Genomic DNA, 14,940 nt, shown 5'->3' on the forward strand with positions numbered 1-14,940 from the left:
ACTATTGTGACTTCACAAAATCTTCCCCTCACGAAGATTTACTTTATTCCAAACACAAAAAAACCTTGTCACTTTCGTGGCAAGGTTTTTTTATTAAAGAGTCGTTGCTTATTTAGCTGTGAAGCTTACTGGGCGACGTTCTTTACGAGGACCGCTACGCTTATCACCGCGTGCACTGTCATCTTTGTTAAAGCTGCGTTTTTTGTCACCTGATGGACGCTCAGAGCGTTCGGCACGTGGTTCAGCAGGACCTTGATCTTGTGTTAATGTTAAGCCCATTGGACGTTTACAAATAAACACTTTTTGGAAATGATCAAGTACATCTTTAGGCATGTTTTGCGGTAATTGAACCGTACTGTGATTGTCGTGTAAACGAATATCACCAATAAACTTGCTTGAGATGTCAGCTTCGTTAGCGATAGCGCCAACAATGTTCTTAACTTGAACACCATGTTCACGACCTACTTCGATACGGTAAGTATCCATAGGGCCTGCATCACGGCTATTACGTTCACGTGGTTTAGCATCACGGTCACGTGCAGGGCGTTCGCTGCGTTCGTTACGACGACCACGGTCACCACGATCATTACGCTCACGTGGGTTACGGTCATTACGTTCGCTACGCTCACGTTGTTGGATCTTAACTTCTTCAACCTTAATTGGTGATTGTTGCTGTGCTAAACACAGTAACGCACCTGCTAGGTCTTCAGGAGCAAGTTCAAGCTTTTGCGCCATATTAGCTGCTACTTCATTAAAGAAAGTAATATCTTTATTTTCAAGCGCAATAGCTAATTTAGCTTGTAACGCTTCGATACGTTTTTCTTCAACAACTTTTGCAGTTGGTAGTTCAACTTGCACAATATCTGAATTCGTATGACGAATGATATTTTTAAGTAAATAACGTTCGTTATGTTTTACGAAAAGAATCGCTTTACCAGTACGACCAGCACGACCTGTACGGCCAATACGGTGAACATAAGCTTCAGAATCTTGTGGGATATCGTAGTTGATAACAAGGCTTAAACGGTCAACATCTAGACCACGTGCTGCAACGTCTGTTGCGATAACAACGTTTAGCATGCCACTTTTTAAGCGTTCTACTGTGCGTTCACGTGCTTGCTGGTTCATGTCACCGTTAAGTGGAGCTGCAGAGAAACCTTCGCGCTCTAATAACTCAGCAAGTTGTACTGTATCGTTACGTGTACGTACGAAAACAATAGCGCCTTCATATTGTTCAGCTTCTAAAAAGCGAACAATCGCTTTATTCTTGTGTACGCTGGCATTCCAAAACACTTGCTCAACAGATGATACCGTTGAGTTACGCGCAGATATATGAACCTGTTCAGGGTTATTCATATATTTGCTGCTGATGTTTTGAATTTGCTTAGGCATGGTCGCAGAGAAAAGACATGTTTGCTTTTCGCGCGGCGTTTTTTCCATGATGTTTTCAACATCATCGATAAAGCCCATACGTAACATTTCATCGGCTTCATCAAGTACAAGAGCTTGTAAGCTGTCAAACTTGATAGTGCCACGGTTAATATGATCGATTAAGCGACCTGGAGTAGCGACAATAACTTGCGCGCCACGACGAAGTGCACTTAATTGGATACTGTAGCTCTGGCCACCATAAAGTGCCAATACTTCAATACCACGAACATGTTTAGCATATTGTTCGAATGCCTCAGCTACTTGGATCGCAAGCTCACGGGTTGGTGTGAGTACAAGGATCTGCGGCTGCTTCACAGACGGGTCAATATTATTAAGTAATGGCAGTGCAAATGCTGCGGTTTTACCTGTACCCGTTTGAGCTAGTCCCAGTACGTCCTTTCTTTCTAGCAATAACGGTATACATTGAGCTTGGATTTCAGATGGTGTCTTGTAACCCAACTCTTCAACTGCCTTCAAAATTGCAGGAGAAAGATTTAGAGATTCAAACGTGACTGGTTCTGACATTAATACGCCTCAACGAATTTAAAGAGGCGCGCATTGTATAGGATTTACGAGGCAAATGCTTGTATAAATTGAAACTAATTTGTATGTAGTTGATGTTGGTCATAATTTAATCAATTTGATTGTGGGTAAATCAAATTGATTAACAAATTTTATACAGAACTTATTGATAAAGTCCAAGATTTTCTTTAGCGTAAGCTTCAAACTCAGTGAAACCACCGATGTGTACTTGGTCAATAAAGATTTGTGGCACGGTTGGGCAAGGCTTACCTGCTGATTGTTCTAAATCGGCTTTTCTCACGCCTTCTTTAATAATATCAACATAACGGTATTTAAAATCATCACGTTCATTTGCTAGTTTTGCAGCAACATCTTTAGCACGCACACAATAAGGGCAGCCTTCACGGCCAAAAATTACAGTTAACATATCGCTCTCCTCGATTTTATTTACATTCATCTTAACTAATTGAGAAAAAATAAACAGCGTAAAAAAACGATTGATGAATTCTATTTTAATGATTACATACACCTTTAATCAGTATTAAAGGTGTATGTGGGGTGGCTAATTAAAACTTAACACTAAAGCCAATTGAAGGGCGCATTTCAAAATCATCCTCGTTTTCTTTGATAATTAAATCATTAGTCGAGGTTACTTTCTGATAATCTAAATCAATGCTACTGGTGTTTGCTTGGCCGTAGGCGTTCATTAATTCTAAAATTAACACACCGTCTAAGCCCCAAAAGTCGGTTTGACGTTCAAAACGAAGATCAAGCCGATGATAAACATCGAAACGCTCAGAAAATGGATCACCATATTGTGGTAAAAAACGTCCTTCGAATTCGGAATTTTCTGTGACGCCAACAATCGGGGTGTAAGCTTGGCCGCTGCGGGCAGTAAAGTTAAAGCCGCCTTGCCATTTTTCACTGATTTGGTAATTAAACACCATGTTGACAACTAAAGGGGTATCAGCGTAATAATCCCGAGTGATATTTTGGCGTTGGTCAGTACGTTCACTTTTGGCATAACTAACTGCAAGCCAGCCATACCATTTATCAGTTTTATTTTTGTTTATTAATAGATCAACACCGTAAGCTCGCCCAGTTACATCATTACTGTAACGAATTGCTGCATCGGAATAATTGTTTAATGCCAACGGTAAATCGTCCATGGTTTTGTAATACCCTTCAATAGACCATGTCCATTCATCGGCAAGTTCTTGTGCAAAACCTAAACTGCTGTGTTTTGAGGTTTGCGAACGTAAATTCGGGTTGCCGTGTTCAGGCAATAGAGTGTCAATATCTTGCATGCGATTATAATGCCCGTATTTAGCATTGATGCTATTGTGATCATTAATAAAATAGCTAAGCGCAAGACGCGGCATCACAAAATCTTCATCAGTGTAATCATTGCTTTGATATTGCACGCCGACTTCGCTTTGCCATTGTTCGTTAATAACCCAAACATGGCTCACACCAACAAAGTACTTATCAAGGGCTAGCTTGTCTTTGCCCGTTATTCGCTCACCTTTGTTTAGATCGCAATCAGGATCGAGCTCGGTACAAAGATATTGAAAACTATCGTAACTGTAAGTACTGTCGTTATCAAAATAGGCGGCATCAAACACCAGTTGCTGGGCTTTAGTAACACGCCAATTTAATCGTCCTTTATAAGTGATTTGCTTTTGTTGTTCTTCATCAAAATAGCCATCACTTAGCGTGGCACGTTTAGCGTGGCACGTTTAGCGTGGCACGTTTAGCGTATTCCAATCGGCCAGAATGTTCGAGCGAACCAACGCCTAAGCGTAAATGAAAGTCTTTATTAAAGTGATCCCATAAAATACTTTGGCTGGTAAATTCACGAATAAAATCAGCATCGCCTTGATACTCAGGATTTTTTAGTGAAAGTTCAGCGCGTTGATTAAAGCCTGCTGCAACCGAGTCTTTTGCGCCTGTAAATGACACTGTTAGGGCGTTTTGATTGTTTATATCCCAGATCCATTTGCCTTGGTAATCATGATCATCTGGGGGGTCATTGATGGTGATACCACTGAGTTCACCATCGTCGTTTTCAAGCTCTTCACCTTTAGAGAAGAACAGTGGTAATGTACTTTTACGTGCTGATAAATAAAACGCGGTGTTCTGCGTGAGTTGCCCTTCAACAAAGACACCGGCATTAAACATTGTAAGATCAAGCGTGGTAGTAATCGGTTGATATTTAGGGTTACGCAGTGTTACGTCAAATACGGCACCGGTGGCGTTGCTGTAACTGGTGCCATAGCCGGCTGAGTAAAGTTGAAAATCTTGAATAATGTACTTGTTGAAAATAGAACTGCCGAAATCATGAAAAATATAGCCTGCAGGCATAAAATCCACTTCAAACAAATTATCATCGGGCGATGAGCCACGTACCGCCGGTTCACTCATTGAGCCGCCAGCGGCGACAACGCCTGGCAATGCAAATACTGCCCGCAGTGGATCGCCCATAGCACCGGGCATAGTGATCAGTTTTTCAGTATTTTCGGTTATTTCACTGGTAATGCTACTGCGTTTATAAACGGTTTCAAGACGCTCTATTATTTCTTCATTAGCATCAACGTTGGCGTGCGTTAAAAATGGCAAACACAACGCCAGTGGCGTTAAACGGTAAAGTGATGGCAAGCAGGTGGCTAACATGATTCTTCCATGGTTATGAGTAAGTGTGACTGCGACCTATAGTAATGAGAAAATATATAAAAATACGTAGTAAACTGTACGAAAATGTAGGGAGGTGTTACAAGCTGTTACATTTAGTTTTGAGCTCTGATAGTAATGCCTAATTGGCTTGAATAGCCCATTGAGCGTGCGGTTATTCGCAGTTGTTGATCAATTACATAGTAAGTAGGAAAGGCGCTGATTTTATAATTACTCTGGGTATTTTTATCGCCTAGTAAAATGGGCATTGTGAGTTTAAGTTCACTAACAAACTGCGCAACTGCTTGTTCATTTTTATAATCAAGTGCAATGCCAATGGCGTTGATATTAGAATCAACCAATGCCGCTTCTAGGTTTGGCATACTGTAACGACAGATTGTGCACCATGGCGCAAAAAAATAAACCACGGTGGTGTTACCTTTGAGCATCGCAATATCAATACGTTGTTCGCTGTCATTGAGCACAGGTAAATTAAAATATGGAGCAGGGCTGCTATCTGAGCTGAGTAAATTGCGTTGCTGATATGTAGTCACTACAAAAAACACCACAACTAACATAATTATATTGAGCAGCAAACTCGTTACTTTTTTCATATCGACCTCTAAAGCTAATTCCCCTTATTACTATTTAAAGACTTGAAAAGCAAACTTTGAGTCCTCACTTTATTGAGTAGGCAAAAAGAGATTTTGAAAAAAAATAAAACTTTTTTCAAAAATAATCTTGAAAACAATTTCGCCGTCCATATATAGTTTAGTGAGGACGCCTGATGGGTCCTAACTAAACAGAAGTAATTGAAATTTATATTATTAATTAAACTTTGCTTGCGCTTGTTCAACCGAAAAGCACATGCAAAATATCGCTTAAATATGAGGATATTATTATGCGTACAGTAGATTTATCACCACTTTATCGTTCATTCATTGGCTTCGATCATTTAGCATCTTTAATGGATGCGGCCGCTCGCACTGACAAGCAGCCAAGTTTTCCTCCGTATAACATCGAAGCACTCGATAAAGACAAATATCGCATTACTATGGCTGTTGCCGGTTTTAGTGATAATGAGCTGACGATAGAGTCAGAAAATAACACCTTAAAAGTTGCTGGCATTAAAGCCAATAAAGATGACAGCGCAGAGCGCAAATTTATTCATCAAGGCATTGCTGAGCGCAACTTTGAACGCAAATTCCAGCTAGGTGACCACGTTAAAGTACTCGGCGCTGATTTAGCCAATGGGCTACTTAGTATCGACTTGCAACGCGAGATCCCTGAAGCACTTAAACCACGTAAAATTGAAATTGGCAGTGGTAACTTGCTAGAAGGTAAATAACCATCCCTTTGACAGTGTTTTTCCCCTAATTTACTTGTTATTTTTAGTAGCCGCCTCAGTTGAGGCGGCTTTTTTAGCTTTGCTCAAACATCGGTTCCGCTTAGCGCACCATTAATCGCAGATGATTAATGATGCTGTGTTCAGTTAGTATCTTTACTTTTTAATTTGGCTTGCATGTCTTTTAAGGCAGCAATTTTATCAATAGCAACTTGCAGCTGCCGTTGAGGGAGGCCTTTTTGACGGCCTTTTTCGAGCAAGCTTTCAAGGTTAGTTATTTTTTGTTGAGCAGCTATTACAAAGCGTTGCTCAAGCTGAGTTTGCTGCTGTTTATGAAAATCGAGGTAAGCTTGATGATCGGTTAAGTCGCCTTGAAACTGACTCGCACTGATTGGATTTTTTGCGATGACAGGCAAGTAACTCGGTGTAGTAATGGGCGGCAGTTGTTGACTGGCATCAGTATTTTTTAATGAGGTGTGACTATCAATCGCCGCTTCAGCAGTCATATCTGGATTAATAGCTGTCGGTGCCGACGCATTATTTATTTGTGGCGCGGGCGTTACTGGCGTTAAATCATCAGCAGCGCGGATGGGAGCTATTTCGCGTTTTCGCTCTGTTGTTAAATTTATTACTAAAAAACCTAAACAAGCGACGCCTGTAATTATGTAGATAGCTTTTTTATTCATAGTTTTACTGCATTTTGTTGTTGCCAAGCCAGCCAATTTTGCTGATAGCGTTGCTGCGCTTTTTGTATTGCGATGGCTTTTTTAGCTTGATAGCGAACAGTTTCGTCAGTAGCGCTAAAGTAGTTATACTGATGGTTATCACTAATTATGACGACCCATAGACCTTCAGGTGAGCGCATCACCGCAGATAATTCTTCTGCTTTTAGCGTATAAGCCAGTTGCACAGCCCAATTACTTTTATTTTTGCGAGTTAGTTTATTGTGATACTTAGCATAAATGTCGTTTTGCTGTGATATATATAATGCATCTGTAAAAGAGCTTGCTTGTACTGTACTTCTAAAGCGAACCGCTTGGTCTCGCTCAGTAAACGCAGCGCCGTAAGCTGTCACTTCACTAAGGTATTTAAAGCGCGCTTTATTTGCCTGATAATAATATTTTATTTCTTTATCGGATATTTGTTGTTCAAGACTGTCTAGTATTGGGCTTTGAACGTGCATCATGTCTTTAATACCTAGCCAACTTTGAATCGAAGGCCTTAAAATATCACCTTTTGCTAGTTCTTCTAGGTGCGCGATACTGATCCCTTGCTTTAAAAGTAATGGCGTTGCTTTTAAAAGCAACGCCTCAAATTGTTGCTTTTTTATTACTTCAGTTTTGAATAAGTCACTTTCACCTTGGTGCAGTCGAAAGCGTACTTGCATAGATAAAGGGGCTATAAACTCATAAAGATTGACGGCGGTTGTAAAGAGCCCTCTGAGCTCGGTGCGCTGCATTTTATTGATTTGTTCAGCGTTGTATTGGCCATCAGCAGGGTAGCTAGGCAATACTTTGAGCAGCCACTGGGCATTATATTGTGTGAGATTACCTCCTTTAACATAGGATTTTGATAAATTTAGTTGCGTGTCAAATATGTTCATCAAATAGCGCTCAACATGGTACTGCGTGCTAAAGCCTACCGCAGATTGACGTTCAAGCAGCTCAGGCATATGTTGTTCTGCTTGATATAATAAAAATTGATTTTCAAACATATGTTTACGAACGTCTTTGCGACTAATGTTGGCATTGTATTGTTGATAAACTTGCTGCATTAAACGCACTTCAGCATCGTTATATTGGTTAAATGATGCCATTGTTAGGCTGCTATAAAGCAGTCCTAATAATAACAAAATACAACTGCTCAGCGCTTTCATTGGCGCACGACCATGGCATGATTAAGTAGGTGCACAACCATGGCAATCGCATGTGGGATCACTTGTTTTGCCGTATTTAAGCGGTCGTAATGGTCTTGTGAATTAAGCACAATACCGCCTTGAGCATAAGAAAAAGCGCCACCTTGTGTCAGTAAAGGGCGTACGTCTTGACTGTTTATATCCAGTGCTGAAAATGTTTGCATGGCTTGTGTAATAAGGGCAGAGTCATTGAGTTGTTCCTGATCATAGTAGTCTTTTACCCAGCTTTCCCAGCTTGAATGATTGAGATCAGATGTGGTCCAAGTATGGTGTGGTTGTAGTAAATCAGTTGTATGGAAAACAAAACCTAACACTTGTGGGTTGCCACTTTGCAAATAGCTTTGATACCAGTATTGACCTAAATTATCAATTGGCTGAAAAGGCATTTCTTCAAAGTCATCGTACATGTTGTAATTTGATTGGCTGTCAATTCGGTAATTAGCTTCAGTAATACCATAGCTGTTGTACTTTGATGAATCGGCATTAAACCAGCCTGTTTCACCGCCTTGACCGTCATCAAGGTAGTCACCTTTTAACCAGCTTGAAGCCAAGTTATCAACGGTGCCCCATACCGTCAGTTTTTGGTAATTGTAGCCACCAAAGTCGTTACCGTGTTGATCAGCCCCTTGGGTATGGTTTTGGAAATGCCAATAGCTGGTATATTTAACAATACTCTCTGCTGCTCCCCATATTGGTGCTTGAACACATGACCCCGTTACAGCACCACAAAAGAAGGTGTCTTCAAAGTCATCCACATCATAGGCTGCTTGGCCTAGTACTTCGGCTAACTGGGTTACCGTCATATTATTTTGTTGAGCGTATTGGCTTAATGCCGAAAACTGTGTGCTGCTTGGGTGCTGCTGCATGTAGTTCACTGCATCGATGACGATACGTTTATGTGTTTCTTGGCTAAATGCCTGTGCTTGGCTTGTACTGATCAGTAATAATGCCGTTAAAAACTGTTTTTTCATCGTGTTCTCATAGTGTTGTGGAGTAATTTCTAATATTAGAAAGTAGGGTGATTACACTATAATTACAAATTAATTAAACATTTAATTAACAATATTACCTAATATGATACTTCTGTTAGAGTTTTTCTATATTATTTAGGCACCATTGCGCTCGCTCTAAAATAGCGTGCTGTTGTGATGTATCTTGTTTTTGCCAATTTTTATAGACCATGCCAATACGTGGGTTACGAGCTAAGCGGGCTTCATGGGTGTGCATAAATTGCCAATATAAACTATTAAAAGGGCAAGCCGTGTCGTCACTTTTTTGTTTTACGTTATAGTGGCAGCTGGTGCAGTAATCACTCATTTTGTTTATGTAGTTACCGCTTGCGGCATACGGTTTTGTAGCGATTAGGCCGCCATCTGCAAATTGACTCATACCACGGGTGTTAGGCATTTCTACCCATTCAATGGCATCGATGTAAATGCCCAAATACCAGCTATCAACTTCATTTGGATCAATACCGGTTAATAAGCAAAAGTTTCCGGTGATCATTAAGCGTTGAATATGATGCGCGTAGGCGGTCTCTAAGCTCTGCGTGATTGCCTGTTTCATACAGTTCATTTTTGTTTTGCCACTCCAAAAATAATCTGGTAACAGACGAGCAGCCTCAAGTTCATTTTTACTCGCGTAATCAGGCATATTTTGCCAATAAATACCTCTTACATATTCTCGCCAACCTAAAATTTGCCTAATAAACCCCTCAACTTGGGCAAGCGTGATCTGTTCTTGGCGTGCCGCAAACTCAGCCAGTACTTGCTTAATAACTTGCATTGGGTGCAGCATTTTTGTGTTAAGTGCAAACGCGATACGACTATGATACAAGCTCCATTTGTATGAGCTCTGACAGGTCATCGCGTCTTGAAATTTTCCGAAACAGGGGAGTAGATGAGTGCAAAAGTAATCGAGTAATTGTTTTGCTTGAGCACGACTGGTTGGCCATAATAAAGTTGCTGAACAATGGCCAAGGGTATTTACCTGGTGTTTTTTTATGCGCTGTAAAATAGCTTCAATATTATTGGTAAATATTTTTGGTTCAGGGATAGCAGCTAAATCAGTTTTTTTTAATTTGTTACGATTGTCTTGGTCAAAGTTCCATTGCCCGCCTAGTGGAGCATTATCTTGCATCAATATGTCAAAGCGCTTGCGCATCATGCGATAAAAAAATTCCATTTTCACATGCTTATCTTTTTTAAAATGGTCGCTGATATCAGCAAAAGGTAATAAAAAATGTTCGCTGTCTGTGGCACTAACATTAAAGTCACTGCTGTTTGCAAACTCTTGCAGTTGAGTTTTTAATCTATACTCATCAGGATACTGATATTGGATTTGTTGACACTGATATTGCTTCGCCAAGCGTGTTAGTAATGAGGTAATGCATGCGTCATCGTGGGTATCATCGAGTGTTAAATGAAGCACATTTAATTGTGCTTGTTTGAGCGCAGTCGCAAAGTTCTCCATTGCCGCAAAAAACGCCGCTACCTTTTGTATATGGTGTTTTACATAATCTGTTTCTTGTTTTAATTCAGCAATGACATAAAGGTATTGTGTTTGATCCTCTTCTTTATACCAACTGTGATTGGCATTAAGTTGGTCGCCAAAAATAAATCTCAGAGTATTATAGATCATTAATTTTGCTCAAAATTATTTTATACGAATTAAATTGTCGATTAGATCGCATTTATTAATACTGATAGTCGTGGTATAGGTATTAATACGTAAACAAAGGAGTGTCGCCTTATGAATCAATATCAGTATGCTATTTGCAAATTTAAAATTGTTTTACCTTGTCTCATTGCACTTTGCCATGTTAGTTCTTTGCATGCCACAGTCTATCAGTGTGAAAAAAAAGGCGTCGTGGAATTTAGTCAATTTCCATGTGGTGATGATGCGAAACTAATCTCTGTAAAAGAGCAAAACCCAAGCTTATCTAGTCAGATTGTTGCTAATGAAAATATTGATACCTCGGGCGTTGATAGTTATATTCGGACTCGGCAAATTGATGCTGATATTCAACAGCATCAAGATAAAATTGATAGCTTAAGCGAGAAAATGAATCAGCAAATTGCCGCCTTAGGTGAGCAATCAGATGCGCAGTTAAATAATTTATCTGGTGCAAAAAAAGAAACTGCAATAGCTAATCAAATGACCAGTATTTCAGAGCGCTATAACGTTTTAATTGCACGTGAACAGCGGGATATTGATCGACTCTTAAAAGAAAAACACGCTTTGCCTGCGTCGAAAAACACGTCTGAAATTGACCAACAATCAACCCAGAGCAAAGGTATTGATTCGTTCATTCGGTCACAAGAAATCAAACGAGATGTTGAACAGCGACAATCAAAAATAGATACTTACCAAGCTCAAATGGATCGCCAAATAGCAGCCCTCGAAGCTCAGGCTAAAGAGCAACCGAATAACTTAACTGATGCGACTTTTGATAACTCCTTATCTAGAAAAATGAGTGCGTTAACATCAAAATATGCAACTTTAATCGATGTTGAACAGCACCAAATAGATCGTCTTCTACAAGAGTTAGCCAGTATAGAATAATGCATGTAGGTTATTTGCTATGAATTCACTTGCTGCTGCACGGACTTGTTAATTGCAACAATATTACTGGTATTAAATAAATAGCTTTTCACTATGCTGTTAAACATCCTGAGTGCATAACGCCACGCTTGTTCTAGGTTTAGCGTAAATTCTCGGCCCAAATGAATTTTTAGCGCAGCTATAAAAGCATCACATAATAAATCAACATCCAGACAAGTGAGGCCAGATTTACTTAGGTTGTTGGCATGATAATGAATAAAAGGTAATACAGACAATAAGCGATCTAAGTGGGTAATAGTGCGTTCCAATGAGCAATACAACAAATAACTTTTTTCACTTATTTCATCACTGCTAGGCCATTGCATTGTCAATGCATGACGTTTTAATTGCATATGAAAGGTAACAGTAAAACAGTGAAAGTTGGGTTTTATTATTGCGATACTTCGTAATAACATTTTTTGATGATGAGCAGAAATACTCATAATAAGCCCTCTCTAAATAGCCTTAAATATGCAGATTGCCATTAAAAACTTAGTATAGACGCTGTGTAGGAAAGAGTGAGTAAATCGATGGAAATTGCGCAATAGCGTGCTTTATTAATGCCAATAAGGCTAGGGCGTGTTGACCTTTGTGGATTGAAATTTGTTCAATCTAGGGGCGATTTAATCGCGGCGCGAGGTTTGTAACCTAGTGGGCTAAGTAAAAATCGAGCAACAAAGAGTTAATCGCCCCTAGGAAGAACCCTTTGGGCAGCGCATGTTTGGAATTTATACTGCGTTATCGCCTATTTATGGGGAACAACCACACTACATAGACTCTGCCTTGCCTAAATACCAAACATACTGCTGCAAAATTAATCACAAAAGGTCAACACGCCCTAGGGCCTTTATGTTGGTTTTTAAAAATCGCACTTGGTGTTCCGTTATAGCGAATTGTTCTGACCTATAATTTTGTACTTTATAGTCTAGTCATTCTTTACCAGTTTTTGGTTGCTAATTACGCCAAGCTTCTTTATAATAGCCGCCATTGTCTAGCTCACTTAATTAGCTGCTAGGCAGGTATCAGGTATTTTGATACCAGTTGGCGCGGGATGGAGCAGCCTGGTAGCTCGTCGGGCTCATAACCCGAAGGTCGTCGGTTCAAATCCGGCTCCCGCAACCAAGTTTTTAGATAAATTATTAGTTTAATTAATATTTCTAAATTCTTGAAGCCAAACTTTTGAGTAGCGATTTTAGTTACTGATTTGAAGTCGCGCATTCTATGTAATGCGCGTTTTGCGTTTAAGCCTTTGGGTTTAATTTAGATGGTGTTAGCTATCCGCAACCAAGCTTGGCCCATGGCCACACAGTTTTATGCTTTAGGTGTGACGCCCCGCTTGGTTCGGGGCGTTGTTGTATCTGCACCACTTGATTTTAAATCAAGGTATAAGCTAAGTATTTTAGGGCTATAAGCCCTTTTTTTGTTTGTATGGAGAATTTTCGTGACAAAACTTGAGCAAGATTTATTAACCATGCTTTCACCGTCAGTTGAAATGTTAGGCTTTGAATTACATGGTCTAGAGTTTGTGCAAGCGGGTCGCCATTCTACGCTTAGGGTCTATATCGATCACGAAGCGGGGATCTCGGTTGATAACTGTGCTGATGCAAGTCGTCAAATAAGCGCAATTTTAGATGTCGAAGACCCGATTACAAATGAATATGATTTGGAAGTATCGTCTCCTGGTGTTGATCGTCTATTATTCAAACAAGATCACTACGAGAAGGCACAAGGAGAGGAAGTACGCGTGCGTACTAAGCTTCCACAAGATGGTCGTCGTAATTTTAAAGGCGATCTAATAGCAGTTAGCAGTGATATGATCACACTTTCATATGACGGTACTGAGCAGTTAATTATGCTCAGTAACATTGAACGTGCGAACATCATCGCAAAGTTTTAATCCGAGTGCGAAGGAATAGGGCAAGCGAGGCATAACCCATGGCAAAAGAGATATTATTGGTTGCTGAAGCCGTTTCCAATGAGAAAGCGGTTCCAAAAGAAAAGATTTTCGAAGCGTTAGAGTTCGCATTAGCGACTGCGACTAAGAAAAAACATACTGGTGAAATTGAAGTACGCGTTGCAATTGACCGTAAAACAGGCGATTACGACACTTATCGTCGTTGGCAAATTGCTGCAGTACTTGAAGATGGTTCACTGGAAAACCCTTACAGCGAAATCACGTTGGAAGCGGCTCAGGTTGATGACCCAGATCTTAAGATTGGTGATTTCATCGAAGAGCAAATCGAGTCAATTAAATTTGACCGTATTACTACACAAATGGCGAAACAAGTAATCGTACAAAAAGTACGTGAAGCTGAGCGCGCACTTGTTGTAGAAGCTTATAAAGATCAACAAGGCGAGTTAGTAACAGGTGTTGTGAAAAAAGCAACGCGTGACGCAATCGTATTAGATTTAGGTAACAATGCTGAAGCGGTTATTTACCGTGATGACATGTTACCACGTGAAAATTTCCGTCCTGGCGATCGTATCCGTGGTTTACTTTATGAAGTAAAACCTGATGCTCGTGGTGCACAGTTATTTGTAACACGCTCTAAGCCAGAAATGCTGATGGAATTATTCCGCATTGAGGTGCCAGAAATTGGCGAAGAGATGATTGAACTACGTGCAGCGGCACGTGATCCAGGTTCACGTGCTAAAATCGCCGTTAAATCTAACGATAAACGTATCGATCCGATTGGTGCGTGTGTTGGTATGCGTGGCGCACGTGTACAAGCAGTGTCGACTGAACTTGGTGGCGAGCGTGTTGATATCGTACTTTACGATGACAACCCAGCCCAGTTCGTTATTAATGCAATGTCACCTGCTGAAGTTGCTTCAATTGTAATGGATGAAGACACCCATTCAATGGATATCGCTGTTGAAGCTGATAACCTAGCACAAGCAATTGGTCGTAACGGTCAAAACGTACGTCTTGCTAGCCAGTTAACTGGTTGGGAACTAAACGTAATGACAGTTGAAGAAATGCGCGCTAAGAACGAAGCGGAATCTGATAAGTTAATCAACTTATTCACTGAAAACTTAGACATCGATGAAGACTTTGCAACATTACTTATCAACGAAGGTTTCTCAACCCTTGAAGAAGTTGCCTATGTACCTGCGTCTGAGTTTTTAGAAATTGATGGCTTAGATGAAGATACTGTTGATTTGTTACGCTCACGTGCAAAAGATGCATTAACGACTAAAGCACTTAAAACAGAAGAAAGCCTTGATGGTGCAGAGCCTGCTGAAGACTTATTAGCACTAGAAGGGTTAGAGCGTCACCTTGCGTTTGTTATGGCAAGCAAAGGGGTTGTTACGCTAGAAGACTTAGCAGAGCAAGGTATTGATGAATTAGTCGATATTACAGAGCTTTCTCCAGAGAAAGCGGGTGAGCTAATTATGGCTGCGCGCAACATTTGTTGGTTCGCAGACGAGTAAGTTATTAACGGAGGTATTA

14 protein-coding genes and 1 tRNA gene are annotated in these 14,940 nt (G+C 40.3%); 5 read left to right on the plus strand and 10 right to left on the minus strand.

The annotated features are described in order from the left end of the window. Positions 1-108: 108 nt before the first annotated feature. The 5 genes from H5203_RS12560 to H5203_RS12575 all read right to left on the minus strand — a co-directional run bounded on the left by H5203_RS12560 (position 109) and on the right by H5203_RS12575 (position 5,237). Positions 109-1,956, minus strand: a complete 1,848-nt coding sequence (locus tag H5203_RS12560) for a DEAD/DEAH box helicase (protein WP_145240410.1) — start codon at positions 1,954-1,956, stop codon at positions 109-111. A 160-nt stretch (positions 1,957-2,116) separates the two neighbouring features. Then, positions 2,117-2,380 carry a GrxA family glutaredoxin gene (locus H5203_RS12565; protein WP_182819827.1) on the minus strand — a complete coding sequence of 88 codons (264 nt, stop codon included), beginning with the start codon at positions 2,378-2,380 and terminating at the stop codon, positions 2,117-2,119. A gap of 139 nt (positions 2,381-2,519) precedes the next feature. Beyond that, complete coding sequence (locus tag H5203_RS22925; protein ID WP_259401946.1) at positions 2,520-3,578, minus strand: TonB-dependent siderophore receptor; 1,059 nt, start codon at positions 3,576-3,578, stop codon at positions 2,520-2,522. 100 nt (positions 3,579-3,678) lie between these two features. Further along, positions 3,679-4,626 (minus strand): hypothetical protein, encoded by a 948-nt coding sequence (locus H5203_RS22930; RefSeq protein ID WP_259401947.1) that lies wholly within the window; start codon positions 4,624-4,626, stop codon positions 3,679-3,681. 113 nt (positions 4,627-4,739) lie between these two features. Continuing rightward, positions 4,740-5,237, minus strand: coding sequence for a TlpA disulfide reductase family protein (locus tag H5203_RS12575; protein WP_145240416.1), 498 nt, complete (start codon positions 5,235-5,237; stop codon positions 4,740-4,742). A 287-nt stretch (positions 5,238-5,524) separates the two neighbouring features. On the opposite strand from H5203_RS12575, the gene H5203_RS12580 reads away from it, so the two are divergent. Beyond that, positions 5,525-5,971, plus strand: a complete 447-nt coding sequence (locus H5203_RS12580) for an Hsp20 family protein (protein ID WP_145240418.1) — start codon at positions 5,525-5,527, stop codon at positions 5,969-5,971. 140 nt (positions 5,972-6,111) lie between these two features. Here the strand turns inward: H5203_RS12580 and H5203_RS12585 are convergent, their stop codons facing one another. The 4 genes from H5203_RS12585 to H5203_RS12600 all read right to left on the minus strand — a co-directional run bounded on the left by H5203_RS12585 (position 6,112) and on the right by H5203_RS12600 (position 10,523). Next, positions 6,112-6,654: a hypothetical protein gene (locus tag H5203_RS12585; protein WP_145240420.1), complete on the minus strand. Its 543-nt coding sequence runs from the start codon at positions 6,652-6,654 to the stop codon at positions 6,112-6,114. Beyond that, positions 6,651-7,784, minus strand: a complete 1,134-nt coding sequence (locus H5203_RS12590) for a peptidyl-prolyl cis-trans isomerase (protein WP_259401948.1) — start codon at positions 7,782-7,784, stop codon at positions 6,651-6,653. The genes H5203_RS12585 and H5203_RS12590 overlap by 4 nt, the downstream gene beginning before the upstream one ends. 56 nt (positions 7,785-7,840) lie before the next feature. Then, the gene (locus tag H5203_RS12595; RefSeq protein WP_145240424.1) at positions 7,841-8,854 is read right to left on the minus strand and encodes a phospholipase; all 1,014 of its coding nucleotides are present in this window, start codon (positions 8,852-8,854) and stop codon (positions 7,841-7,843) included. 115 nt (positions 8,855-8,969) lie between these two features. Then, positions 8,970-10,523, minus strand: a complete 1,554-nt coding sequence (locus tag H5203_RS12600; protein ID WP_145240426.1) for a cryptochrome/photolyase family protein — start codon at positions 10,521-10,523, stop codon at positions 8,970-8,972. A 111-nt stretch (positions 10,524-10,634) separates the two neighbouring features. Here H5203_RS12600 and H5203_RS12605 point away from each other — a divergent pair, with 111 nt between their 5' ends. Next, positions 10,635-11,447, plus strand: coding sequence for a hypothetical protein (locus tag H5203_RS12605; RefSeq protein ID WP_182718633.1), 813 nt, complete (start codon positions 10,635-10,637; stop codon positions 11,445-11,447). A gap of 17 nt (positions 11,448-11,464) precedes the next feature. On the opposite strand, the gene H5203_RS12610 is transcribed toward H5203_RS12605, so the two are convergent. Continuing rightward, a complete protein-coding gene (locus H5203_RS12610) occupies positions 11,465-11,929 on the minus strand; it encodes a globin (RefSeq protein ID WP_145240430.1) in 465 nt (154 codons plus the stop codon). A gap of 602 nt (positions 11,930-12,531) precedes the next feature. Between H5203_RS12610 and H5203_RS12615 the strand changes: the two genes are divergently transcribed. The 3 genes from H5203_RS12615 (at position 12,532) to nusA (ending at position 14,921) form a co-directional block, all read left to right on the plus strand. Further along, positions 12,532-12,608 (plus strand) — tRNA-Met (locus H5203_RS12615). A 319-nt stretch (positions 12,609-12,927) separates the two neighbouring features. Beyond that, positions 12,928-13,383, plus strand: a complete 456-nt coding sequence (gene rimP / locus H5203_RS12620; RefSeq protein ID WP_145240432.1) for a ribosome maturation factor RimP — start codon at positions 12,928-12,930, stop codon at positions 13,381-13,383. A gap of 38 nt (positions 13,384-13,421) precedes the next feature. Beyond that, on the plus strand, positions 13,422-14,921 hold the full coding sequence (gene nusA, locus H5203_RS12625; RefSeq protein ID WP_145240434.1) for a transcription termination factor NusA: 1,500 nt from the start codon (positions 13,422-13,424) through the stop codon (positions 14,919-14,921). Positions 14,922-14,940 lie beyond the last annotated feature (19 nt).

The sequence above is a fragment of the Pseudoalteromonas sp. SG41-1 genome (genome assembly GCF_014164575.1).
In the GTDB taxonomy this organism is placed as follows: Bacteria; Pseudomonadota; Gammaproteobacteria; order Enterobacterales; family Alteromonadaceae; genus Pseudoalteromonas; species Pseudoalteromonas rhizosphaerae.